The organism is Cytobacillus oceanisediminis, from assembly GCF_022811925.1.
Lineage (GTDB): Bacteria > Bacillota > Bacilli > Bacillales > Cytobacillaceae > Cytobacillus > Cytobacillus oceanisediminis_D.
Genome location: NZ_CP065511.1, coordinates 305,005 through 328,509, shown reverse-complemented (window position 1 = coordinate 328,509; position 23,505 = coordinate 305,005). Strand labels below are relative to the sequence as shown.

The window sequence follows — 23,505 nt, the reverse complement described above, 5'->3', positions numbered from 1 at the left end:
TGCTTAGGATTTCCTTAATCGTTATTGCTGTATACTTCCGGCTTCAGGACTCCAATATATGGAAGATTACGGTACTTTTCCGCGTAATCCAAGCCGTAGCCGACTACGAATTCATCAGGAACAATAAATCCTACATAATCAGCTTTGATATCAGCCTTTCTTCCTGTTGGCTTGTCAAGCAGTGTTACAATCTTAATGCTTTTCGCTTTTCTGTAGCGGAACAGCTCAACAAGGTAGCTGAGTGTCAAGCCGCTGTCGATGATATCCTCAATGATTAGAATATCTCTGCCTTCCACAGAAGTATCAAGGTCTTTCAGAATTTTCACTTCTCCCGAAGAAACCATTGCATTTCCATAGCTTGATACATCCATGAAGTCCATCTCAAGATATGTATCCACGCGCTTTAAAAGATCGCTCATGAAAGGCATTGCCCCTTTTAAAACCCCAATGGCAAGCGGGAATCGGTCCTGGTATTCTTCAGTAAGTTCAGCAGCAAGGGATTTAATCTTATCCTGCAGCTCCTCTTCCGAAATCAGTACTTTTTCAATATCATTTTTCATCATTTATTGTGCCCCCTAGAAGATCATTGCTTTATGTATTTTAAAATAATATAACTGGTACAAGATTGCTGCTGCCTATCATCATGTGATTTCTTCAAACCAGGCACCCACAGGATCCTGCCTTGTGCATCTGTCACAATTGGCCAGGTTTTCCGATCATGGAGCGGTACTTTATGGTCGATGAAAATGTCCTTAATCTTTCGGGACCCCTGCATTCCTTTAAGCGTCATGCGGTCTCCCTTTTCTCTTGTCCTGATAATGATTGGAAGAGAAGCATCCTCCCTGCCTAATACCAGGGTATCATTGTTTAGAATTCCTTCAGGACAGTCAGCATATTCAAGGATAATCGATCCGCCGTTTGGGAGTTTAATGCTTGCAGGTTCGAAGACTTCATATCGATAGGATTGTACAGGTTCCTTCGGGAATAAGAAGTGGCATTGCCGGTAGGAGCGTACAATGTGTAAACCGCCTGGAAAATCTAAATTTCCCGATGGATGAGGACTTTTCATTAAGGAAAAAATGCTCTCTATATGAGATGCCGATAACGATGCCGGCCTTTCCTTATAAAGATAGTTTAATATTAGTTGAATCCCTCTCCTTTGTAAAGGCATTGGCATTGCCTCGAAAGCATCGATATCCATACTAATTTCCTCATTGGCTTTCTTTTTCATTACTGTATTCATTTTATGGACAGTTAATTCCTGCAGATATGCTTCATCACTTTGCAAATCTTCGCTGAATCTTTGAAAATGCTCATGCACCTGAGGGTTTTCTTTTCTCAGGAATGGGAGCACTTCCTGCCTGAATCGGTTGCGGCTGTATATTCCTTTTTCATTGCTTGGATCCCGCCGGGGGTTCAAGCGTTCTTTTAGGCAGTAGCTTTCGATTTCGGCTCTATTCAAGCATAGGAAAGGGCGGATGATAAAATAATCGCTAAATGAACGCATGAAGGGAATTCCTGCCCTTGCGCTGCCGGCGCTTCCCCTTGTAAGCCGCATTAATATGGTTTCAACCTGATCATCGCCATGATGTCCCAGCGCTATAAAGTCTGCCCCATATTTCGTGGCGGTTCTTTGATAGAAGCTGTAGCGGCAATCCCTTGCAGCTGTCTGGGAACTCTTCCCGGAATTCTCCATATACTCAGGTACATTCACTCTTTCCATTTCAAATGGAATGGCTTTCTCTTTGCAGTAATCCTTCACAAACATGGCGTCCTGAAAGGATTCTTCGCCTCTGAACATATGATCAACATGCGCGGCGATTAGTTCGATTTGAAGCTGCTGTTTCCGGCTCCAAAAATAATGGAGCAGGGCGATTGAATCCGGCCCTCCTGATACACCGACTACTATTTTCTTATTGTTTAAATCCAGTCCCTTTTTCTTAAGGAAAGCACTCACTTTCTCTTGGAGCATAGGCTTCTTCCTTATCCGATAGAAATATATTTATCGCTGACAATCAGAGGAAAAACCTTATCCTCTAATTGAAGTTTCACTTTATACTACCCCTGCAAAGGGCAGCATAATCCTTCATATAGAAAAGCATATCATTTTTAAAGGGTAAATATCAAAAGGGATTAAGCTTACTATACGGATCAGGGAGAAGAAAGTTTCATTTTTCTCAAATTTAAAGCAGCTGCCCATAAATATATATGAAATAAAGAAGCGTCACGATAAGGGTAATCAGCAGGGTTTCAAAGATGCTCCCTTTCTGTTTTTTTTGCCTGTACACTTGCCTGCTGGCAGGCTGAGGACTGGCTGTTTGTCCGGCATTCCTGTTTACTGTGCTCCTTAGCGCTGGATTTGAACGAGTGAGCTGGAGCATGTCATTTCTCATTTCACCAGCAGAGCTATAGTTGCCTTGCAGGGCAGTTAGAATAACATCTTCGTATTTCAGCAGTTCTTTCTTTTGGCGGACCATCATTTTGAGCTGTTTGAGGTCACCTGTTGTCTTGGCAAACCTTTTTGGGTATGCCGTATTGATTAAAATCATGGCTGCAGCAAAAAGATCGTAGGCCGGATCAGCCTTTCTGGTCCCCAATCCCCAATAGCCGCGATCATAAAACTCGGTAAATTCTTTTATCGCCCTGCCTTGAATGGTGGTTCCGCCCACATCAATGGTGCGTATTTTTGAGGGAGGGCCTGTTACGATCAAATTATCCGGCTTTAAATCACCGAAAACCCAGCCCGCTTTATGCAATGAATCCAGATCGTTCAGCATCTGTACGATTAAAACACCAGTCCAGGAGGATCCTTTTTGCTGGATAAATGTCAGCAAATCAGGGCCCTGTATATATTCCATTACATAGAACGAAACCTTTCCGCTCCTTCTTTCCCAATCATCCACATCAAGCAAAGAAGGCCCGAGGGCAGAGCCTTGGACCTTTGCAAAGGATTTAAGGACGTTCACTTCAGACGTGATGGACATCCCGTTATCACTCATTTTCAAAGCAACCTGCTGATTTTGGTTTTTGGCGAGATAAACAATCCCATTAGCACCATACCCTAATTCCTTTATAATGGTATATCGGTTTCGGTGCCACTTTCCTTCAATCACAGTACCAGGGTTTACTTTACACTGACTCTTCAAAGAATGATTCATCATCACGGGAAAGCAGACTCCTTAATGAACGTTTTTTCTTAAAATGGTTTAGTGCCTCATGAATGGCCGGACCTGTAGGCGTAATCCCGCCTGTTGTCAGCTTCGAGAAAATACTGGTCAGCGATTCAAGATTCGGTGTCCAATCCAGCAGTTTTTCGACATCTTTCTTTTTCCCGGGAAATACGAATACGGAAAAACGGTTATCACCAGATCGTGCATTAAGGCTTAGGGAAAGATCCAGCAAGGCTTCCTTAACGGTTGGAAGCTTATGCTTCATGCTTGCACTGGTATCTACGAGAACCAGCACTTCAAGTTCAACCGTTTCACCCAGTTCATCCACGACCTCCATCACTTCCCCGCGCTGATCAGGCGGAAGGTCTTCCATCGTTTTTGAGCCGCCCAGGATCTGCTGGAGCTCTTTGTTCACAACTCCCTGAAGTGTCTGGGTCATGGCTTTTCTCGTCACCATCTGTACCGTCTGGGACAGCTGCTGAGAGTAGACCACCTGACTGACTCCGCCTCCTGACATAGCGATTCCTTCAATTTCATTCATTCCCTGTTCATCAATGACATCCTGCTCCATGACTCCGATTACATTCACAGTTATTCCCTGCTCCTTGGCCAGAGCCGCCATGGCAACGGGATCTTCACCCTGATTTGAACAGCCATCCGTTATCAATAAAATTTGCTTCAGTGTTCCTGTTTTCATTTGAAACTCCCCTCCACATTTGAGTTGTTAGCATTTTCGACTGAAAGGAGGGGATTTATACCTAAGAAATGCGGAAGCACCTTGTTCACCCCCGACAAGCACAAGACTAGCCTCACGGAAAGGCGTTCTTTGCCTTCTGGGAGGGTTGCCCGAAATGTGAGGCGACTGCCCAGGGACGACAAGCATAAGACGAGCCCTGCAAGAAGGTGTTCTTTCCTTCTGAAAGGGATTGGCTTATGTCTCGAGTCCCTAAGAGCCGCAACTAGACAAGCTTGTGACCTCGAGGGGGTAGGTGCTGGAGCTGGACAATTACCTAACTTCAGAGACCTTATTGAGTAATTTAACTATGAGCAAATTAATCAGTTGGCCTTTTGGCGGATGGCATGTACAGGGATGCTTGTCCATTTAGGAGTATTGTGTTTGACCTTTGACACCACCACCGTCATATCATCTTCAATATTTCCGGATCGTGACCTGATTACCTCTTCCATAATTAAATCGGCTACTTCTTGAGGGTCGTCCGTCTTTAACTCGGATACCTTGCGCTTCATCCACAAATCAAAGTTCTCAACATGCTTCGGCCCTTCAAAAACGCCATCACTCATCATGATCAGCAAATCTCCCGCTTTAAGCTGCTCACTGACCACATCTACATCAAATTCCTGGATGATGCCCATCGGGAGGTTGCTGGCCTGAATTTTCATCACTTTATGGCCTCTCTTAACAAAGCTTGGAGTTGATCCAATTTTCAAAAATTTCGCGTCAGCATTCTGCAGATCAATCATGGCCAAATCCAAGGTGGAGAAAATTTCGTCTGTGGTCCTTAGAGAAAGAACGGAATTGACTGATTTAATGGCAACCTGCTCTTCAATGCCCGATTGAAGAATTTTCTGCAGGAGCTGAAGTGTTTCCTGGCTTTCCGCATGAGCCCGTTCCCCATTGCCCATTCCATCACTGATGGCAATCGCATACTTTCCGCAGCCCAGCTCGATAGTGGAATAGCTGTCCCCTGATACTAAACCGCCGTCCTTCGCAGCATGTGCAACGCCTGTTTCAACCACGAATGCCTTGGCTGACCGGAATGTGACATGGCAATATCCATTCGGGAACGCGGCGCATTCCTCTGAATTTACTAATATCGTTTCTCCCAAAATATCAGATAGCATCGGTGCAATTAGCTTTTCGCATTCTCCATGCCCCTGGCAAAATGGGATGGTCATATCAATATCGACATTTCCCTGCTCCAGGCTGTAGATTTCCACCTGCTCGATATGAATGCCAAACTCCTGAAGCGCTTCAAGAATCTGTTCTTCCTGTTTATGATGATTTTCCCGCTCTCGCTGGATTTCTTTGGCAAAATCACCCATCACCTCCGAAACACCCATCAGCTGATCAGCTACCAGCCTTCTGCTTTCCTGAACCTGCTTCTTCAGCCTTTGGTTCGCCTTAAAATATGTCAGCTCCTGCTGAACAGCTTCTGTCACTTTTTTCGATCTTGTACAGTACTTTTCCCAATCCCTCGCAAGCTTTGGAGAAAGAGCACCTTCATTGTTGTCCACATCATGCATAATATCCATCATATAGTCATAGGTTGTATTAAAGTTCTTTGACCAGCAATGATCCTTCTTAAAGCAGGTCTGGCATGTTTTTTCGGTTACATTGCTTAAAAAATAATCCACTTCCCTGTCACCGTCTTCCTCCCATTCAGAAGGCTCATCATGAGAGGAGAAGCTTTTGGAAAGGGCCTGGAAGACGCTTGAGAACTGGGCAACACGCTGTGCTGTCACATCGCGCATTTTTCTCATATATTGCTGCTGCTCAGCGGCATATTCAGGCGTTCCCGGGATGTGTTTGGCCAATTTCATCGTTAAAGCCTGCGGAGTTAATAAAAATAAGAGAATCGCTGCGCCTGTTTCGGACAGAGTTTTCATGAGGTTTCCGCTTCCTTCTCCATACATGCCCATCAGGAGTGTCGCAATCAGAAGGCCGAATGCCACACCGAACTTCCTGCCTTCTTTTAAAAGACCGCCTAAAAGACCCGCGAAGGCGAGCAGACTCATATGATAAAAGCTCGATATATTCGCAAGGGAGAAGATCAGGCCGGTTACCACCCCTACTGTAGAACCGACTGTTGCTCCTGCCACAAAGGCAAAGAGAAGGACAAGATAGCGTGACATAATATGCTCGACTGAAAGATCATAGACCGTCCAGCCAATTGTTCCCGTCATGACAGAAGCCAGCATAATGATCAGGCAGACGATTTCTTCGGTTTTCAATGATTGTCTGCGTTTATTTATCGAAAGCAGCGGCAGCCCCTGCAGAAAAATCAGCGTTAGAATGAAGCCAAGACCTGACTCAACACCGGCCATCATTCCATCATATAAAGTCAGCTGGCCCTTCATAATGAATGCCTCCAGGAGCTTGCCTCCTAAAAGAGTGAAGAATACATAAAAAGGCAGTGCCCTGATTTCATTATGCAGCCATTTTTTCGAGACCCGGAAGGCAAATAAAAAGATGAAGGTTATTCCAAAAGCGGATACAGCATTGGAGATGGACAATGTGGCAGCACCTGCCATTAATCCCACTAGTGCCAGGGGCGCCTTATCCCTACGTATGAAATAAACCGCTGCAAAAAACGGAAGGCTAAATGGGGTAAGCTTCGCCAATATCAAGGCTCTTCCAAGCAAAAAGCCAATGATCAGCAGAACATAGCCTTTTTTCAGAAAGAAATTCTCCAACCCTGAGTGGAGTTTTTTTAAGCCTTTGGCAAAATCCAGTTTCGGTTTGTTGAAGGGTACTTCCCCGATCGGCTCCATTACATTCCTTTCTACCTTTTCCATTAAACTACACTCCCCATATTTTTATCGTTGCTGACAATTATAAAATCCAGCGCTCCAGAAGTTTGTCAAAATAGCGGACAAGCCCCGGCTTTTCGTTCGACGGTTTTCCACTATATATGGGGATAGATAACAAGATTTAAAATTGGGCTTCCTGAAGTTCCGCTTGGTTCTGACAAAAAAAGTAAACAAACCCTTAGAATGACGGCTTTCTGCGGAAAGAGAAGCATGGAAGAAATTGACGAAGAGGCAAGGGAGATTTACGACATATTTCTTTAAATATCTTATTGACTTCCTTTTTAAAAATTTGTATTATAAATCTTGTACTTCAGAGCACATCTATAAATCTATTAAAATATGGCGGTGTAGCTCAGCTGGCTAGAGCGTAAGGTTCATACCCGTGAGGTCGGGGGTTCGATCCCCTCCGCCGCTATCAAAGAATGCGGAAGCGCGTTGGTCACCCCCGACAAGCACAACACGATCCTCACAGAAAGGTGTTCTTTACCTTTTTGGGAGGAGCGGCTTGTGACCTCGAGGGGGTAGGCGCTGAAGCTGGACATCTTAGAATGTTATTTTCCACGGCCCGTTGGTCAAGCGGTTAAGACACCGCCCTTTCACGGCGGTAACACGGGTTCGAATCCCGTACGGGTCATTTCAAAAGAGCGTCAGCCTTAGGCTGGCGTTTTTTTGATGGATTTGGAGGAATTTTTCTTCTTTCAGAACTTAATATGAGCTGTTACCAAGCAATTGATTAAACTTTTTTAATTGCTTTCCAGTTTATCGGTCACTTTGTTAGATTTATCGGCCAGATTTTCAATATATCGGTTACTTTTCCGGTTTATCGGTCAGCATTCTTATTTATCGGTTACTTTTCCGATATATCGGTCACTTCGCGCTATATCAAGAATTCACTATTAATAAGCTACCAGCAGAATTTACAGCGTTAAACAGCACAAAAAAACAAGCCCAATCGGACTTGTTTCCCATTCTGCTATATAGATCGATCAGCAGCAAGTTATCCTCGTTTAGCGCCTCTTCCTCCACGTTTGGATTCAGTATGGCGTTTTAGCGATGACAGACGATCTTCGCTGTCCTTTAGGAAACGAGCCATTTTGGCTTCAAAGTTTTCTTTAGGGCGATGGTCGTTTGATCTGTTATGGCGAGGTCGGCCAGAGTTTGAATTAGGTCTGAATTCTTTTCTGTCGCCTCTTTCAGGTCTTTCAGAACGCTCAGGCCGGTCTTTTGCCTTTTTGATGGATAATCCAATCTTGCCGTCCTTTTCGACATTAATGACTTTCACTTCAACCATGTCACCCACTTTGAGGTGCTCATTAATATCTTTTACATACTTGTCAGCGACTTCACTTATGTGCACCAGACCCGTTGAGCCTTCCGGCAGCTCCACAAATGCTCCGAATTTTGTAATGCCTGTGACCTTTCCTTTTAACTTGCTGCCTACTTCGATTGACATTAAAAAAATTGCCTCCTTGAAAGATTTAAATCAAAACTTACTATATATTATACAGAAATCAAAAAAAGAGTGTCAATATAGCGTCAATCGGCCTTTTTTTCCTTTTTCTTTTCTTTTTCCGTCTCTTCTTCAGGGAGGTTAAAAATGATTTCATTATTGTCAGATAGGAAGTAATCTTTACGGGCAAGCTTCGCGATATACTCATCATCATTCAGCTTAACAATCTCTTCTTCGAGCATGACTTCCTTTTTCTTCAGGTCAGAAAGCTCCTGGTCCAGCCGGGTTTTCTCTTCCACTTTTTCTTCCAGAGCAGCAGACTGCGAAACGAGTGTGGAGATCATAAAAAATGAAACGACGGCTGCCAGTGTGAAAAATGCCGCTAATCTGCGAAATAATAGCTTTTTCTTACGGCCCGCACTGATCTCTGCTGCTTCCTGCTGTTTGACATAGCTGGTTTCCATTTTGGCTACATTTTTCTTCTTGGTGACACTCACTTCCGCACTCCCTCCTTACTCTTTAGGTTTCTTCCACTTTGCAATCCATTTTAAAACATAATTCTTTATCTGCTGTAAATATCCTGCCAATTTATTATATAACTTCTCGACTGTTTTTTTAATCTTTTTCGGCAATAATTTCCACAAAAGTGACAAAATCCATTTGACAGGCAGAAAAACCACTTTCAAGATGAACCAAAAGACTCGAAGTATGACTTTTAAAAGGGAATAAAGTCCTTTTCCAAGCATAACGGCTATCGCAATTAACGCCATAATAAGACCCTGGATGGGTTTATAGATGAGTAAAGTAAAGGTCTTCACGAAAAAGCGGTATATGGAGATCGCCATCCGGATGGATATCTCCAATACCCGCAGATACATTTCCTTAAATAAACTTTGATAAGCGGCAAAACCGCACAGCAAAGCAATGAAAATATAAAACCTTAATTCGCCTTTATTCACCAGAAATAAAATATAGAAGATTGCCAGGCCCTGTACGAGCCAAAAAAGAATATCATTAATAAAAACAAGCCAGCTTTTCCGCTTGGTCCTTTGCAGGAAACGATTATACGTATCAAGGGCAGCCCCAAATACACTTCCCATGCCGATCATCGCCAGCATGGTCACAAATTGAGTGGTCAGTGTCATCGGAACAACTTGCTAAAGAAGCCTTTAGCTTTATCTCCATTCTGATCGTCAATATAAACAAGGTCAAATACCTTCCCTTTGATGGAAACAATTCCCTTGTCCACATCCAGATTCTTCATCTGCAGATTCTGCCCTCTAATCGCCAGGAAGCCCATCACCGTCTCCAGCAAAAACTCTTCATTATCAAAGCTTTCGACCTGTTTAACGCCAGTAATATCAAGCAGCCTTCTGCCTCTCATAATGACATCATGTTCCTGAGTATTGGTTTTGTTCGAACTTGACTCATAATATTGACTCATTATTCATCCCCCGCAATCAACATAGTACAACCTTTTTGTACATGTTTATGAAAAGGGGAATTAAAATAGAACAAGCCAATAGGAAAAGCGGAGGTGCTGCTGAATTTGGAACTATGATACTGACGAAATTCCGCTAAATCAAGATTTAACGGCCATTATGAAGGTTTTATCAGCCTAAAACGGAAATTTTACGGCCAATTTCGCTCTTTTATCGGCCAAAACCGATAGTTTAACGGCCAATCTTCATAGGTGCAGGCCGCTACTCCACTTTCTCTTCCTTAACAATCGAGTACATTTCCGCTGCCTCTTCCTTGCGGGTCGTTTCCTGCAGGCGCTCCACTTTGACCGTTACCAGCTTCTGGCCGAAACGGATCTGAAGCTCGTCTCCAACCTTAACTGTTGAACTCGCTTTGGCCTGCTGTCCATTTATGGAGATCCTTCCCTGATCGGAGACTTCTTTTGCCAGTGTTCTTCTTTTTATAAGCCTTGAAACTTTTAAAAATTTATCTAATCTCATCTATTGCCACTCCTCTATTAGTATCCCTTGGATTTTGCCTCATTCCAGAATTCATCGAGCTGTTCAAGCGTAAAGTCTTCAAAATTTCTGCCGCTCATCATTACCCGTTCTTCCACATATGTAAAACGGCGAATGAATTTTTCATTGGTTTTTCTCGCAGCTTCTTCGGCATCAATTTTATAGAAACGTGCAATATTCACAAGTGCAAACAGGATATCGCCAAATTCCGCCTCCATCTCGGGGCTGGAGTTCACGGCTTCCTTCTCGAATTCGGCAATCTCTTCTTTTACCTTCTCCCAGGCAGGCTCAACTTCCTTCCAGTCAAAGCCGACTTTTGCTGCTTTTTTCTGAATTTCTGCCGCTCTCATTAAGTTCGGGAATGATTTCGGTACAGAATCCATCATGGACTCCTGCTTTTCACCCTTCTCTTCCTGCTTAATGCTCTGCCAATTCTTCAGCACATCCTCTTCATCTTCAGCCTGGACATCCCCAAAGACATGGGGATGGCGGCGGACCATTTTTTCCGAAAGGCCCTCGATCACATCATCGATGCTAAAATAGCCCTCATCCTCGCCGATCTGAGCATGAAGCATCACCTGGAGAAGGACATCTCCCAGTTCTTCTGTCATATGCTCGCTATCTTCATTATCGATCGCTTCAATCAGCTCATAGGCTTCTTCAATTAAATATTTCTTCAATGATTCATGAGTTTGCTTTTTATCCCAAGGGCAGCCGTTTGGCCCCCGCAGTTCCGAAATAATGCTCCGCAGTTTTGAAAAATCTTTATAGAGAACTGCATCATCTTTTACAGGAGGCACGTATACAGAAGTTAAGTTATTCAGCTCCATATTATGATCCAGTTCATGCAGCTGCACTTTTTTAATAACCTCTTCCTTGCTGCCGGCAGCTGTTACAATATAAACCTCGTAATCGTAAGGCAGTTTTTCCATTAGTGTCAGCTTAACGTCGCTTGCAACAAACTGATCATAAACCTGTCCAATGATAACGTGCTGGGCCACCTGGATCTCATCTCGTTTTAGATCGGTTCCATCCAGCAGCTGAAACCCTTCAATCGGATCAATTTTCAAAGCCTGAAATAGAGGATCAAGGAAGCTTTGTCCTCCTCCGATCATAATCTCAATGCCTCTCTGCGGGGCACGCTCTATGAGAAGCTGCACCGTACGTTCCGCAACCAGCGGATGGCCTGGAACTCCATATGTAATTTCTTTCGCAAGGGCTTCTTCCAGGAGAAATTCACAAATTTCCTCATACACTTCTTCAAATTTCTCATGTTTTTCGTAGATATGATCAAAAGACTGATACGGCAGTCCTTCTTGTTCGAGGTCACGCAGAACCGGATGCTCCTTTGTCCGCAGGTACAAGACCTCTGCCTGTTTAAGTTTTCGATATACGCCAAAAGGAAGCTGATCCAAATCTCCTGCTCCAAGCCCGAGAATGGTTATTTTTTTCATAAAGCGATTCATCTCCTAGTCTTTTTGGGAAGCAAGAACATGAGTTTGCTTCCAAGCGGAAGCAGAGCAAGCTCTTCCTCTTTAAAAGTATTGCCTTTAAACACAATATACAAATACGTAAAGCCTCCAAGCGCTACGCCGCTTAATGCCTGGAATGCGGCAAACATTCTGCCCGGTTCCGGTATTGGCAGCATGGCTGTGGCCTGAAGGTACAGCTGCAAAACAATCGACATCATTAAAGCAGCAAATCCGGCCACCAATAAAAAGCGCAGAGAAAGCAATGATATTTTCAAATATACCCGAAGCTTTACGATAAGAAGAATTAAGACGGCAGCAAGGGCCAGGCACGATGCAGCCGCTGCGCCTGCTGTGCCGTAATTAGGCACCAATAGGATGTTCAGGCTAAGTTTTGCTGCAAATCCCATCAGAATGGCCGCTGCCGGGAAAAAGATAAATCCCAGTCCCTGCAGGATGCCTGTGATTGTGATGATCAGGCTGCTCAGCAAAATCAGCAGACTAAGAATCGCTAGGACATCCGATCCTGACGAGTTTTCAAACAGCATAATATTTGCAGGCTTTATGATATTCCAAAGCCCCACCGTTGCTGCAGCTCCAACAAGAATGCCGATTTGAAGGGCAAGTCTGATTTTATTATGAAGGAATGCAGGCTGATTTCTCATTTTTTCTTTGGAAATGAGCGGCACCAGCGACAGGGACATGGATGTTGCCACAACAATGCCCAGCTGGACAATCGGCTGTCCGCGGTCATACACACCTTTCAGCGCCTTCGCTTCCTCCCCTTCAATTCCGGACGTTAATAGAAGCGAGTATAAATTGAACGAATCTGCCAACTGAATGAAAATAAGCACGAGACTGCTGATGCAGATGGCAAATCCCTGTATGATAATTGTTTTAGCCAGCTTGCCGCTTTTTTTAAAATCGATGGCAATGGCGGACGGCAGGTTTTTTCTTTCTTTTATATAAAAGAAGGTGATTAAAATCAGGATGGCAATAAGTCCGCCGGTTATGGCCCCAAACAGTGCCCCGCCTCCCACCATGTAAAGAGAATTTCCTCCCTTAACAAGCAAATAAGCGGCAATCAGGATGGTAATAACTCTGCAAAGCTGTTCACCTACCTGGGAAACTGCGGTTGGAACCATGTCTCCTTTGCCTTGAAAATATCCCCGGAAAAGGGACAGAATCGGAAAAAGAAGAAACACGGCCGCCACCACTCTGAGTAAAATCGCCAGCTGCGGATCGCCCATCCTGACAGCCAGCCAGTCCGAACCCCAATACAGAATGGAAAACCCGATAAAACCTATTATGGAAAGAACAAAGGCAGCAACGGCAAATAAGTTCTGAATATCCTTCTCTTTCTTTAGAGCGGCATGCTCGGCATAGAGCTTAGAAATTATGACAGGAAATCCATATGTAGATAACACGATAATGATTCCATAGAACGGATAAACCTGCTGATATATATAAAACCCTACATCCCCGACGATATTTTGAAAGGGGACCCGGTAAATAGCACTTAAAATTTTTGTAATCAGGGCAGCAATCGTTAGGATAAACGCACCCTTAAACAAATCGCCAGATGTCTGAACGGGCTTCAATTGCCCATCTCCTTCCAATTGAATTCGACAGTATTATAGCATATTGAGGCCATATGCGCGGGAACGCTTGGGTTTGGTGCGGATATTTTTGTTTGTGCGCGGATTTACCGGGATTGCGCGCGTTGTTTTTTGGGTACGCGCCTTTCGTATTTTTGTGCGCGGATATCCTTGGGTTGTGCGCGCTCCCTAACCTTGTGGGCGGGAAATCTTTGTCTTCGCGCGTTAATTTTTCGTTTACGCGCTGATCTAGGACTTTTACGCGCACTTCAACCCAGTTTACGCGCGGCACCTCCCAGCCCAAAGAAAAAAGGCAGCATTCCGCTACCCCTTTCATTAAGTATCCATTTTTATGATTCCATTTGTCTGGCCAGGAAGCCTGCTGCCGTTTCAACTGCTTTTTGTTCTACGTCGCCCAGTGAATCTTCTTTTGCAAAAATGATAACTGCTCCAATTGGGTCGCCGTTTGCAATGATTGGGCCAATTGTATAAGCGGAGGAAGATTCTGTGTTCCCGTCAACAAGCGAGATGTCGCCTGACTGGTTAACAAGGACTGAACTGCGCTCTTCCATTGTTTTTTCAACAAGATCGCTTATGTTTTTGTTTAAGTAATCCTTTTTAGAACCTCCTGCAACAGCAATGTAAGTATCTCTGTCACAGATTAACACTGGATTTCCCAGGCTGTCATATAATGCTTCTGCATATTCTTTTGCAAAATCGCTCAGTTCACTGATTGGTGAATATTTCTTTAAGATGACTTCTCCATCACGATCTACGAAAATCTCCAGCGGGTCCCCCTCACGAATACGCAGTGTTCTGCGGATTTCTTTAGGAATGACTACACGACCCAAATCATCGATTCGACGAACTATACCTGTTGCTTTCATCCAACGTTGCCTCACTTTCATCTGATGATTTAATAGAAAAGCGGAAGCGCCTTGCTCAGCCCTGACAAGCATAAGACGAATCACGCAGGAAATCCCGATTTCTGGAGTGATTTGGCTTATGACTCGAGGGGCTAGGCGCTGGAGCTAGACAACTCTCTCTCCAGCACAGCACTTACTCTTTCCTCTTTTGGCTATGATCCATAATTGGGAGAAAATGAATGCATCGCCATGTTTGAACTTAGTATCTTTCATATGGAAAGTTATATACGTGCACAAAAACTTTTTCTCATAGATGTTATTCATTCCAAAATCGGATAAACATTCCAAATGATCCTTCAACTTAAAATTACCCTCGTCAGAAAGAGATAAACATTTCTATTGTTTCATTTTATTGACAGTGGTATTTCCATAAATTTACGCAGTTGGATGTTCTTGTTCTTTTTTAGCTTCCTGCATTCCTTTGATCACTTCATATGCAATGCTGAGCCATTCATTTGTTTTGACGCTTTTAATATGGAGGACAGCTTTCAGTTTCTTTCCTTCCATGCCCAGGCCGATCATTCTGCCGTATTTGCTGGTGATCTGGAAAATCTTCTGGCCATCTATATGTTCGCTGGCCTTTTCCGATAAAAGAATCAGCACTTCCTGTTTGGATTGCTTAACTGTCTCGACTCCGGCAAGTTCACCGTAAGCCTTCATTTCGGCAATCTGAAATAAATACCCCACCTCATCCGGATACTCGCCAAAACGGTCGATCATCTCATCTTGGAGCTCTTCCACATCTTCCAGCGAAGAAATGCCGCGGAAGCGCTTATACATTTCTATTTTCTGATGGCCATCAGACAAGTAGAAATCAGGAATATAGGCATCAACATCCAGATCAATCTCAATTTTAGCCGGTTTTTCCTCGACACCATCCAGCTTATCTTTCCGTTCTTCAATCGCTTCTTTAAGCATTTGCGAATACAGATCAAAACCGACAGAGTCGATAAATCCATGCTGTTCGGCTCCAAGCAGATTGCCGGCGCCTCTGATTGATAAATCCCGCATGGCAATTTTGAAACCTGAACCGAGCTCCGTAAATTCCTTTATGGCCTGAAGCCGCTTTTCAGCTACTTCCGTTAATACTTTATCTTTTCGATACGTGAAATACGCGTAGGCAACCCGGTTGGAACGGCCAACCCGGCCCCTAAGCTGATAAAGCTGGGACAGACCCATTTTGTCTGCATCATGGACAATCAGCGTGTTGACATTTGGAATATCTACGCCTGTTTCAATGATCGTTGTGCTGACGAGAACATCGGACTCGCCTTCCAGGAAGCTTAACATAACAGATTCTAACTCATTTTCCGTCATTTTCCCATGGGCATATGTTACCCTTGCATCTGGAACTAGCATGGATATTTCCTCGGCTTTTCGTTCTATATCCTCCACCCGGTTATATAGAAAATAGACCTGTCCATCCCTCGCCAGTTCCCTTTCAATTGCTTCACGAACCAATGCACCATTATACTCCATCACATAAGTCTGGACCGGGAATCGGTTCTCAGGCGGTGTCTCTATGACCGATAGGTCCCTGACGCCAAGCATTGACATATGAAGGGTTCTCGGGATTGGCGTTGCTGTCAGGGTAAGGACATCCACATTTGTCTTAAGCTGCTTGATCTTTTCTTTATGTGTTACCCCAAAGCGCTGCTCTTCATCAATAATGAGCAGGCCTAAATCTCTATACTGAATATCCTTTGATAAAATCCGGTGTGTGCCAACAACTACATCAATAGTCCCTGCCTTTAAGCCTTTAAGGGTTTCGGTCTGCTGCTTTTTTGTTCTAAATCGGCTTAAAAGCCCAATTTCGATCGGATAATCCTGGAATCGTTCTCTCATTGTTTCAAAGTGCTGCTGAGCCAGGATGGTCGTCGGAACGAGGATGGCAACCTGTTTTCCATCCGCAATCGCCTTAAACGCGGCACGGATGGCTACTTCTGTCTTCCCATAGCCCACATCTCCGCATAATAAGCGGTCCATCGGGCGCTCCCTCTCCATATCTTTCTTAATTTCATGGATGGAGCGGATCTGGTCCTCTGTTTCCTGGTAAGGGAAGGCCGCTTCAAACTCTCTTTGCATATCCCCATCCGGACTGAAGGCATAGCCTTTTGATGCCTCGCGCTCTGCATATAGCTTGATCAGATCATCCGCAATATCCTGAACAGAGGATTGAACCTTCTTCTTAACCCGCTTCCAGTCGTTTCCGCCCAGCTTATAAATTTTTGGCTCTTTTGCTTCGGAGCCGACATATTTCTGGACAAGATCAATCTGTTCCACTGGCACATACAGCTTGTCGCTGCCCTGGTAGCGGATATGGAGATAATCTTTGTGGACCCCGTTAATCTCAAGAGTTTCAATCCCCAAATATTTTCCGATCCCGTGATTAACATGAACGACATAGTCTCCAACCTTCAGTTCGGAATAGCTTTTAATCCTTTCTGCATTCGAAAGCTTTTGCCTGCGGGCTTTCTTTTTTGTGCGTTTATTAAAAAGCTCTTCTTCCGTAATAACTGCCAGCTTTTGGCTTGGAAGCTCAAAGCCGGTCTGCAGACTACCCTCTGTAATTTGGATTTTCCCTGTTAAAATCTTATCATCCTCATTCACAAATGCCGCTTCAATCTCATAGTCCTCAAGCACTCTTTGCAGCTTTTTGATCCGCTCTTCGTCTGGACCCAGGAATACGACCGAATATCTGCCTTTTTTCCATCTGTCCAGCTCGCTTTTCAGCACATGCATTTGTCCATGGAAATTCTGCATCTGTTTGCAGGTAACATTAATGATGTTTTGCGGATTTGTATTCGGTACATGTCTCAGGAACAGCGACATATACGTAATCGGATGCTTTGAACGGTGCAGAAACTCTTTTAAGGTGTGGGAAACCTTCACATCATGTATAATCTGGCCCTCACCTAAAAGACTTGTATACCACTCGGCCTCTTCCTTATCAAGGGAGTCGTTCATTTCCTGAACACGGCTGATTTCGTCAATGAAAATTAAGCCATTGGCAGGGAGATAGTCTACTAAACTACTTCCTTCCTCAAAGGCAAACGATAGGTATTTGAAAAGCTGTTCAGGCTTGTTTCCCATTCGCAGCTGTTCTAATTCATAGCCAACATTCTGGGCCAGCTGTGTTTTCGCTTTATCGTCTTTCAGTTTTTTCAGGCTTGATCCCAAACCTTTTTCCAGTTTTTCAATTATTGTCTGGAAGTGCTCTGAATCAAGAGGGATTTCGGTTGCTGGCCCAATCGAAATCTCGTTTAATTTTTCTTTTGATCTCTGGTCCTCCAAAGAAAAAGTCCGGATCGAATCAACTTCTGTATCAAATAGCTCAATCCTAACCGGATCAGCCTCAGTCAATGGATAGATATCAATGATTCCTCCCCTGACACTGAATTCTCCCGGCGAAGAAACCATTTCAGAACGGACATAGCCCATCTGGACAAATCTTTTTAATTGATCATCAGTCAATTCATCGCCAATTTTTAAAGACAGCTGGTATTTCTTCCAGTGGCCTGGAGGCGGGAGAATCTTTCTTAACCCGGCCATTGGGACAATCATGATTCCCGTCTTATGTTTGCTCCAATAATTTAAAGCCTCAATCCGCTGGGCTTTTAACTCCGGGCTTGCAATCCCAATTTCCGCTGCAATCAATTCATTTGCAGGATACAAAAACACTTCCGCTTCTCCTGCCAGATTGACGATATCATCATATAGCTTCTGTGCCTGCAGAAGGTTGTGTGTTACAACAAGCATCGGCCTTCCCGATTGCTCATATATGGAAGACAAAAACAAGGTGCGTGCCGATCCTGATAATCCGGCAAGCATCTGCTCCCTTAGTCCTTCCTCTATGCCAGACAAGATGGAACTTACATCATCCTGCCGGCTAATAATCTCTTTAAGACCTAACATGAAAGCCCCTCCTAATACGAAAAGCGCAAGCGCCCTGGCCACTCCCGACTTCTCGAGAGGATAGGCGCTGGAGCTAGACAGTTCTCAACGTTCAAAGTTTCCCTTTATCTTTTAAAAGCGCAAGCGCCTCGACACCTCAAGGGGACTGGCGCTGGAGCTAAATAGGTTCAAAGTTACAAGGATTTTTATCTTAAAAAGCGCACATGGCGCTCAGGCAGTTCAACCGCCAAAAAGCAGATGCCATTCCAGGCCCATCGAGCCAGATAACTGACAGTCTGCAAAATTCATTTTAACTATCATTAATCTTACTAAATTAAATATGGATGCAACAAGAATCTATAGAACGGTTTCTATCAAAAACAATGATTGCCTCAAAATAGAAATAGAAAAATGCTTTGGATCGTCTCCAAAGCTTGTTAATGAATAATGAAGTCCTGCTGATGATAATCCGGATTGCGTTCCAGTGATTCCTGGCAATCCTCACAGATTGCTTTCACATGCATATCTCCTGTTTGATCATAGGAAATCATTTCCTGGCGTTCCTGATCGTTAAGCTTATGGAAGCCAAGCTGCTCTGAATAAACAGAGCTGTTCTCTATAGAACCAATCTTTGTTCCGCAATGACGGCAATGATAGTGAATAGCCATGCCTGTCCCTCCCGTTAAACTGTCCATAATTCTAGTATGGACTTCGGGCAGGGAACTTATTCATGCATCCCGCAGCTGCCGGCAATAAGAGATACATTATACTATGATAAGATTGATAAAATATGAAGATTATTGATTAAAATCGTTCATTACCTGTAAAAATGGTTTTCTGAACCATTCCTCACAGGCATCTGCGCACTTTTTAGCCGTTTCGTCCATAATGGCCTGTTCTTCTTTAGTAAAGCGGCTCAGCACATAGTCCGGCACCTTCATGCCGCTCGGCGGACGGTCGATGCCAACTCGTATTCTGTTAAATTCCTGTGTTCCCAGATGCGCGATTGTAGATTTGATCCCATTATGGCCTCCTGCGCTCCCTTTCTGGCGGAGCCGTATCTTGCCTACAGGAAGATCCAGATCATCATAAATGACCACAAATTCATCATCATTAATCTCGAAATAATCCATAACAGCCCGAATGGACTCTCCGGATAAATTCATATATGTAAGAGGTTTAAGCAGAAATACTTTCTCTCCGTTCACATAGCCTGTTCCAAATACTCCCTTCAGCTTGGCCTGATTCAAAGGAATATTCAGCCGGTCCGATAAAACATCAATTACATCAAAGCCAATATTGTGCCTCGTCTTATCATATTGCTTGCCGGGATTCCCCAACCCTACAATTAATTTCATTTTCTCACCCCATATTCGAAAAGCGCAGACGTCTAGTAATTAACCAGACGCGCGCTCTGAACTTTTTTCATTCTCTTTTTCATTATAGTAGAAAGTGTGTTGTTCGATAAGAAGTTTCTGTCGGAAGGTGTACCGGGTTCAGACTCATTGAATCCCCCATTTACACTGCTTTCTTATTCTAATACCAAGCAAACAGGGGCTGGACATAATTGCCAAGCCCCTGCAAGAATAGCTTCCCTCGAGCTTATTCTTCACCTGTTTTATCTTCATCTGCTGTTGTTTCTCTGCCTTCTTCATTTTCAGGTGTGCCTGCTTCCTGTTCTTCACCGCTGTTGATTTCTTCTTCCTGTCTTGGAGGAAGGATGGAAGCGATAACCTCGTCATCTTCATTATTGATTTCATAGCCTCGATCGGCCTTGATATCAGCGACTGTTAAGGTCTCATTCACCTGCAGATTCGTTACATCCACTTCAACAGAAGATGGAATATTATTCGGTGTCGCTGTGACAGAGACTTCATGCATGGATTGCTGCATAACGCCTCCATCTTTTACTCCTGCTGCATCTCCAGTCAAGATGACGCGTACATCTGCAGTCATTTCCTTATTCATATCCACCGCAAGAAAATCGGCATGGACAATTTCATTTTTAATCGGATTGGATTGGTAGTCACCAAGCACCACTTCATGTTTGCTGCCATCCACATCTAATGAAAACACGCCGTTTCTGCCTACTTCTTTTATTGTTTTAAGAAAATCCGCCTCGCTTAAATAGATGGATTTGCTCTGCAGCTTTGAACCATACACGACTGCCGGAATATTTCCTTCTCTGCGCAGTGAGGTTAAATTAGAGTTGCGTGAACCTTTTCTTTCTTTTGCTTGCAATACAGCTGTCATAAATACGTCCCCTTCCTCATTTAGAAAAATTCTTGTCTATATAAAAAAATGCCCTAAAATGAGGAAGTCTAAACGTTTTTGTTTTTTCAGGTTTATTATTATTCAGAAAAAACGCAGACCAGGCTTGCTTTACAGCAAGCCTGGATAAGTTATTTAATTACCGATCAATCAAAAAGAGTGCTGACAGATTGCTCTTCATGAACTCGGATGATCGCTTCACCGATTAGCGGTGCTACGGAAAGTTCGACAATCTTGTCTGTTTTCTTCTCTTCTGGAAGAGTGATTGAGTTTGTCACAACCAATTCTTTGATTGTTGAGTTTTCAATTCGTTCGATGGCAGGTCCAGATAAAACCGGGTGCGTACAGCATGCATAGACTTCTGATGCACCGTTTTCAATCAGGGCATTTGCTGCTAATGTAATGGTTCCGGCAGTATCAATGATATCGTCGATTAAGATGGCAGTTTTTCCATCGATGTTACCTACAATGTTCATGACTTCAGCGACATTTGGCCTTGGACGGCGCTTGTCAATGATGGCAATCGGCGCTTTTAAGCGGTCAGCCATTTTACGTGCACGTGTTACACCGCCGTGGTCTGGAGACACGATTACGATGTCGCCATCCATCATTTTGTTCTTAAAGTAATCAGAAAGGATTGGCACACCCATTAAATGATCGATCGGAATATCGAAGAATCCTTGAATTTGCGGCGCATGCAGGTCAAGTGTAATCACACGGGTTGCACCAGCAGTTTCCAAAAGGTTTGCTGCAAGCTTAGCTGTAATCGGCTCACGCGCTCTTGCTTTGCGGTCCTGGCGGGCATAGCCATAATAAGGCATTACGATGTTGATGGTCTTGGCAGATGCACGCTTAAGAGCATCGATCATGATCAAAAGCTCCATTAAATGCTCATTGACAGGAGAGCTAGTTGACTGGATCACATATACATCGCATCCGCGGATGCTTTCTTCAATGTTAATTTGGATTTCGCCGTCGCTGAAGCGCGTTACGGAACATTTACCAAGCTCCACACCAATCACATTGGCGATTTCTGCAGCTAGCTTGCGGTTTGAATTTAAACTGAACACCTTTAAGTTTGGATCTAAATACTGGTTTGACATTTTGGGCCTCCATCGATTTATTTCTTACATATAGAAAGTTCGGTTTATTTCTTAATGTTTAATTTTTGCGTGTAGTTTTCCTTGTTCACCTGGCGTGCACGGGCAATGGATAGGGCTTCTCCCGGCACATCTTCTGTAATCGTCGATCCTGCTGCCACATATGCACCTTCTCCGATCGTTACCGGTGCAACGAGATTGGAGTTGCATCCAACGAATACACCATCTTCGATTTTGGTCAGGTACTTATTTTTGCCGTCATAATTGACTGTGATTGAGCCGCAGCCCAGGTTAACATCCTTGCCTACTTCTGCATCGCCAATATAGCTCAGGTGAGAGGCTTTGCTTCCTTTTCCGAAAACAGATTTCTTCACTTCTACAAAGTTGCCGATTTTCACTTCATCATGAATATCTGATTGCGGACGAATGTGAGCAAACGGCCCAATATTCACTTGTGAACCAATATGGCTGTCATGTGCCGCAGACTGGCGGATCACTGTGCCTTCCCCAATATGGCAATCAGAAATCTCTGTATGAGGTCCGATAACACATTCGGAACCGATGACTGTATTGCCGGAAATGATTGTTCCAGGGTAAAGAACTGTATCAGAGCCAATTTTCACATCCGCTCCAATATATGTGTTGGACGGATCGATAATGGTAACACCATTACGCATATGTTCTTCATTAATCCTCTGTTTCATGAAGGATTCTGCCTGCGATAAGGCTACCCGGTCATTGACACCCAGGGTTTCACCAAAATCAGCCGTTTGGTAAGCTGTAACGACTTCCCCTTCATTTTTCAGAATCTCAATCACATCCGGAAGGTAATATTCGCCCTGCACATTATCATTTGTAACTTTGTTTAAGGCTTCAAACAGGGCCTTATTATCAAAGCAATAGGTTCCAGTATTGATTTCTTTTATCTTCCGTTCTTCCTCGGAAGCATCTTTCTGTTCAACGATTTTTTCAACCATCCCCATGTCATTTCGGATCACACGTCCATATCCGAATGGGTTTTCCGCATGGGCTGTTAAAATAGTCGCTTTGGCAGATAGCTCTTCATGATGCTTGAAAAGCGCTTCCATTGTTTCATGTTTGATGAGCGGTGTATCTCCGCAGACTACGAGCGTCACGCCCTCTTTGCCTTCAAGCATATCGCGAGCCTGCATAACGGCATGAGCGGTGCCAAGCTGCTCCTCCTGAAGAGCATATTTGCTGCTTGAGCCAAGCTGCTGCTCCACCATTTCCGCTCCATGTCCAGTAATGGTGACAATTTCTTTTATGTTAAGCTTTGTAACTTGATCAACAACATGTTGAACCATCGGTTTGCCGCAAACAGGGTGAAGGACTTTGTAAAGCTTTGACTTCATTCTTGTCCCCTGGCCTGCGGCTAAAATGACCGCGTATCGTTTAGACATTTACAGGCCTCCAATTTAACCTTTTTATCCATAACGAATATATCTTAAATGGGCTCTTATTTCAAGAAATGATGACAAAGTACATATATTTGTCATTACCATTAACGGTATTTTCTGAAGAAATGGTTTAATATTTTTACAGAAGGGGTAATGAACAAGAAAGAAAAAAGCCCTAAGCACCGCCAGTAACAGGGGTCTCAGAGCTTGAATTTTTCACAGTTAAAATAAAAAAGAGCCTTACTTATGTAGTAGGCCCTTGTTGATATATTTTCTTAGGAAGCACCGGCTTCTTCAAATTCCACTTCTAATTCACCTAAACGGTGGTACTCGGCTAATACAGCCTCCTGGATTTTACCGCGCGTTCCTGAATTGATTGGGTGCGCGATATCTCTAAACTCCCCATCCGGAGTACGTTTGCTCGGCATAGCTACAAATAAGCCATTATTCCCATCGATCACACGAATATCATGAACAACAAATTCATGATCCAGCGTAATAGATGCGATTGCCCTCATTCGTCCATCCGTGTTAACGCGGCGTAATCTTACGTCTGTCACTTCCATTCTGTTCACCACCTTTTCGAGAAGATATAATCCTAATTGTATAAATTCAACATATTTCCTGAATCTCCTTCTTAGATAGAAAATATTTTTTGAATATTTTGTTCAAAGTAAA

20 protein-coding genes and 2 tRNA genes are annotated in these 23,505 nt (G+C 43.7%); 2 read left to right on the top strand and 20 right to left on the bottom strand.

Annotation, left to right across the window (positions count from 1 at the left end; translation table 11 throughout):
- Positions 1–14: 14 nt before the first annotated feature.
- From hpt to spoIIE, 5 genes are all read right to left on the bottom strand, one after another.
- Entirely contained in the window at positions 15–560 is a 546-nt protein-coding gene (gene hpt / locus IRB79_RS01635) for a hypoxanthine phosphoribosyltransferase (protein ID WP_221878799.1), read from the bottom strand.
- 23 nt (positions 561–583) lie between these two features.
- Positions 584–1,972 (bottom strand): tRNA lysidine(34) synthetase TilS, encoded by a 1,389-nt coding sequence (gene tilS, locus IRB79_RS01630; RefSeq protein WP_243506461.1) that lies wholly within the window; start codon positions 1,970–1,972, stop codon positions 584–586.
- 211 nt (positions 1,973–2,183) lie between these two features.
- Complete coding sequence (locus IRB79_RS01625) at positions 2,184–3,161, bottom strand: serine/threonine protein kinase (protein WP_243509152.1); 978 nt, start codon at positions 3,159–3,161, stop codon at positions 2,184–2,186.
- Complete coding sequence (locus IRB79_RS01620) at positions 3,130–3,867, bottom strand: VWA domain-containing protein (protein ID WP_206845852.1); 738 nt, start codon at positions 3,865–3,867, stop codon at positions 3,130–3,132. Before IRB79_RS01620 ends, IRB79_RS01625 begins: the two co-directional genes overlap by 32 nt.
- A gap of 359 nt (positions 3,868–4,226) precedes the next feature.
- Positions 4,227–6,707, bottom strand: a complete 2,481-nt coding sequence (gene spoIIE / locus IRB79_RS01615; protein ID WP_243506460.1) for a stage II sporulation protein E — start codon at positions 6,705–6,707, stop codon at positions 4,227–4,229.
- Between the two features lie 356 nt (positions 6,708–7,063).
- On the opposite strand from spoIIE, the gene IRB79_RS01610 reads away from it, so the two are divergent.
- Positions 7,064–7,137 (top strand) — tRNA-Met (locus IRB79_RS01610).
- Between the two features lie 147 nt (positions 7,138–7,284).
- A tRNA-Glu gene (locus tag IRB79_RS01605) sits at positions 7,285–7,356 on the top strand.
- Between the two features lie 363 nt (positions 7,357–7,719).
- Here IRB79_RS01605 and IRB79_RS01600 read toward each other — a convergent pair.
- The 15 genes from IRB79_RS01600 to spoVG all read right to left on the bottom strand — a co-directional run bounded on the left by IRB79_RS01600 (position 7,720) and on the right by spoVG (position 23,393).
- Complete coding sequence (locus IRB79_RS01600; protein WP_009336648.1) at positions 7,720–8,175, bottom strand: S1 domain-containing RNA-binding protein; 456 nt, start codon at positions 8,173–8,175, stop codon at positions 7,720–7,722.
- 83 nt (positions 8,176–8,258) lie between these two features.
- Positions 8,259–8,669 carry an FtsB family cell division protein gene (locus IRB79_RS01595; RefSeq protein WP_113885331.1) on the bottom strand — a complete coding sequence of 137 codons (411 nt, stop codon included), beginning with the start codon at positions 8,667–8,669 and terminating at the stop codon, positions 8,259–8,261.
- A gap of 15 nt (positions 8,670–8,684) precedes the next feature.
- A complete protein-coding gene (yabQ, locus tag IRB79_RS01590; protein WP_243506459.1) occupies positions 8,685–9,317 on the bottom strand; it encodes a spore cortex biosynthesis protein YabQ in 633 nt (210 codons plus the stop codon).
- A complete protein-coding gene (gene yabP / locus IRB79_RS01585; protein ID WP_009336651.1) occupies positions 9,314–9,616 on the bottom strand; it encodes a sporulation protein YabP in 303 nt (100 codons plus the stop codon). Before yabP ends, yabQ begins: the two co-directional genes overlap by 4 nt.
- A 259-nt stretch (positions 9,617–9,875) precedes the next feature.
- Entirely contained in the window at positions 9,876–10,133 is a 258-nt protein-coding gene (locus IRB79_RS01580) for an RNA-binding S4 domain-containing protein (RefSeq protein ID WP_113885333.1), read from the bottom strand.
- Positions 10,134–10,150: 17 nt separating this feature from the next.
- Positions 10,151–11,605: a bifunctional methyltransferase/pyrophosphohydrolase YabN gene (mazG, locus tag IRB79_RS01575; protein ID WP_243506458.1), complete on the bottom strand. Its 1,455-nt coding sequence runs from the start codon at positions 11,603–11,605 to the stop codon at positions 10,151–10,153.
- 8 nt (positions 11,606–11,613) lie between these two features.
- Positions 11,614–13,221 carry a putative polysaccharide biosynthesis protein gene (locus IRB79_RS01570; RefSeq protein WP_243506457.1) on the bottom strand — a complete coding sequence of 536 codons (1,608 nt, stop codon included), beginning with the start codon at positions 13,219–13,221 and terminating at the stop codon, positions 11,614–11,616.
- A 347-nt stretch (positions 13,222–13,568) separates the two neighbouring features.
- Positions 13,569–14,105, bottom strand: a complete 537-nt coding sequence (gene spoVT / locus IRB79_RS01565) for a stage V sporulation protein T (RefSeq protein ID WP_009336655.1) — start codon at positions 14,103–14,105, stop codon at positions 13,569–13,571.
- 414 nt (positions 14,106–14,519) lie between these two features.
- Positions 14,520–18,059: a transcription-repair coupling factor gene (gene mfd, locus IRB79_RS01560; RefSeq protein WP_243506456.1), complete on the bottom strand. Its 3,540-nt coding sequence runs from the start codon at positions 18,057–18,059 to the stop codon at positions 14,520–14,522.
- A gap of 416 nt (positions 18,060–18,475) precedes the next feature.
- Positions 18,476–18,706 (bottom strand): anti-sigma-F factor Fin, encoded by a 231-nt coding sequence (locus tag IRB79_RS01555; protein ID WP_243506455.1) that lies wholly within the window; start codon positions 18,704–18,706, stop codon positions 18,476–18,478.
- 129 nt (positions 18,707–18,835) lie between these two features.
- Positions 18,836–19,396 carry an aminoacyl-tRNA hydrolase gene (gene pth, locus IRB79_RS01550; protein ID WP_243506454.1) on the bottom strand — a complete coding sequence of 187 codons (561 nt, stop codon included), beginning with the start codon at positions 19,394–19,396 and terminating at the stop codon, positions 18,836–18,838.
- Between the two features lie 244 nt (positions 19,397–19,640).
- Entirely contained in the window at positions 19,641–20,291 is a 651-nt protein-coding gene (locus tag IRB79_RS01545; RefSeq protein WP_243506453.1) for a 50S ribosomal protein L25/general stress protein Ctc, read from the bottom strand.
- A gap of 164 nt (positions 20,292–20,455) precedes the next feature.
- A complete protein-coding gene (locus tag IRB79_RS01540) occupies positions 20,456–21,412 on the bottom strand; it encodes a ribose-phosphate diphosphokinase (protein WP_035332965.1) in 957 nt (318 codons plus the stop codon).
- Between the two features lie 44 nt (positions 21,413–21,456).
- Complete coding sequence (glmU, locus tag IRB79_RS01535) at positions 21,457–22,830, bottom strand: bifunctional UDP-N-acetylglucosamine diphosphorylase/glucosamine-1-phosphate N-acetyltransferase GlmU (RefSeq protein WP_243506452.1); 1,374 nt, start codon at positions 22,828–22,830, stop codon at positions 21,457–21,459.
- A gap of 272 nt (positions 22,831–23,102) precedes the next feature.
- Positions 23,103–23,393 carry a septation regulator SpoVG gene (spoVG, locus tag IRB79_RS01530; protein ID WP_009336662.1) on the bottom strand — a complete coding sequence of 97 codons (291 nt, stop codon included), beginning with the start codon at positions 23,391–23,393 and terminating at the stop codon, positions 23,103–23,105.
- Between the last annotated feature and the right edge of the window lie 112 nt (positions 23,394–23,505).

Excerpts from the sequence above, each read along its gene's own strand:
- hpt (WP_221878799.1), bottom strand. The coding sequence starts at position 560 with ATGAAAAATGATATTGAAAAAGTACTGATTTCGGAAGAGGAGCTGCAG.
- tilS (WP_243506461.1), bottom strand. The coding sequence starts at position 1,972 with ATGCTCCAAGAGAAAGTGAGTGCTTTCCTTAAGAAAAAGGGACTGGAT.
- IRB79_RS01625 (WP_243509152.1), bottom strand. The coding sequence starts at position 3,161 with ATGATGAATCATTCTTTGAAGAGTCAGTGTAAAGTAAACCCTGGTACT.
- IRB79_RS01620 (WP_206845852.1), bottom strand. The coding sequence starts at position 3,867 with ATGAAAACAGGAACACTGAAGCAAATTTTATTGATAACGGATGGCTGT.
- spoIIE (WP_243506460.1), bottom strand. The coding sequence starts at position 6,707 with ATGGAAAAGGTAGAAAGGAATGTAATGGAGCCGATCGGGGAAGTACCC.
- IRB79_RS01600 (WP_009336648.1), bottom strand. The coding sequence starts at position 8,175 with ATGTCAATCGAAGTAGGCAGCAAGTTAAAAGGAAAGGTCACAGGCATT.
- yabQ (WP_243506459.1), bottom strand. The coding sequence starts at position 9,317 with ATGACACTGACCACTCAATTTGTGACCATGCTGGCGATGATCGGCATG.
- yabP (WP_009336651.1), bottom strand. The coding sequence starts at position 9,616 with ATGAGTCAATATTATGAGTCAAGTTCGAACAAAACCAATACTCAGGAA.
- IRB79_RS01580 (WP_113885333.1), bottom strand. The coding sequence starts at position 10,133 with ATGAGATTAGATAAATTTTTAAAAGTTTCAAGGCTTATAAAAAGAAGA.
- mazG (WP_243506458.1), bottom strand. The coding sequence starts at position 11,605 with ATGAAAAAAATAACCATTCTCGGGCTTGGAGCAGGAGATTTGGATCAG.
- spoVT (WP_009336655.1), bottom strand. The coding sequence starts at position 14,105 with ATGAAAGCAACAGGTATAGTTCGTCGAATCGATGATTTGGGTCGTGTA.
- mfd (WP_243506456.1), bottom strand. The coding sequence starts at position 18,059 with ATGTTAGGTCTTAAAGAGATTATTAGCCGGCAGGATGATGTAAGTTCC.
- IRB79_RS01555 (WP_243506455.1), bottom strand. The coding sequence starts at position 18,706 with ATGGCTATTCACTATCATTGCCGTCATTGCGGAACAAAGATTGGTTCT.
- pth (WP_243506454.1), bottom strand. The coding sequence starts at position 19,396 with ATGAAATTAATTGTAGGGTTGGGGAATCCCGGCAAGCAATATGATAAG.
- IRB79_RS01545 (WP_243506453.1), bottom strand. The coding sequence starts at position 20,291 with ATGACAGCTGTATTGCAAGCAAAAGAAAGAAAAGGTTCACGCAACTCT.
- IRB79_RS01540 (WP_035332965.1), bottom strand. The coding sequence starts at position 21,412 with ATGTCAAACCAGTATTTAGATCCAAACTTAAAGGTGTTCAGTTTAAAT.
- glmU (WP_243506452.1), bottom strand. The coding sequence starts at position 22,830 with ATGTCTAAACGATACGCGGTCATTTTAGCCGCAGGCCAGGGGACAAGA.
- spoVG (WP_009336662.1), bottom strand. The coding sequence starts at position 23,393 with ATGGAAGTGACAGACGTAAGATTACGCCGCGTTAACACGGATGGACGA.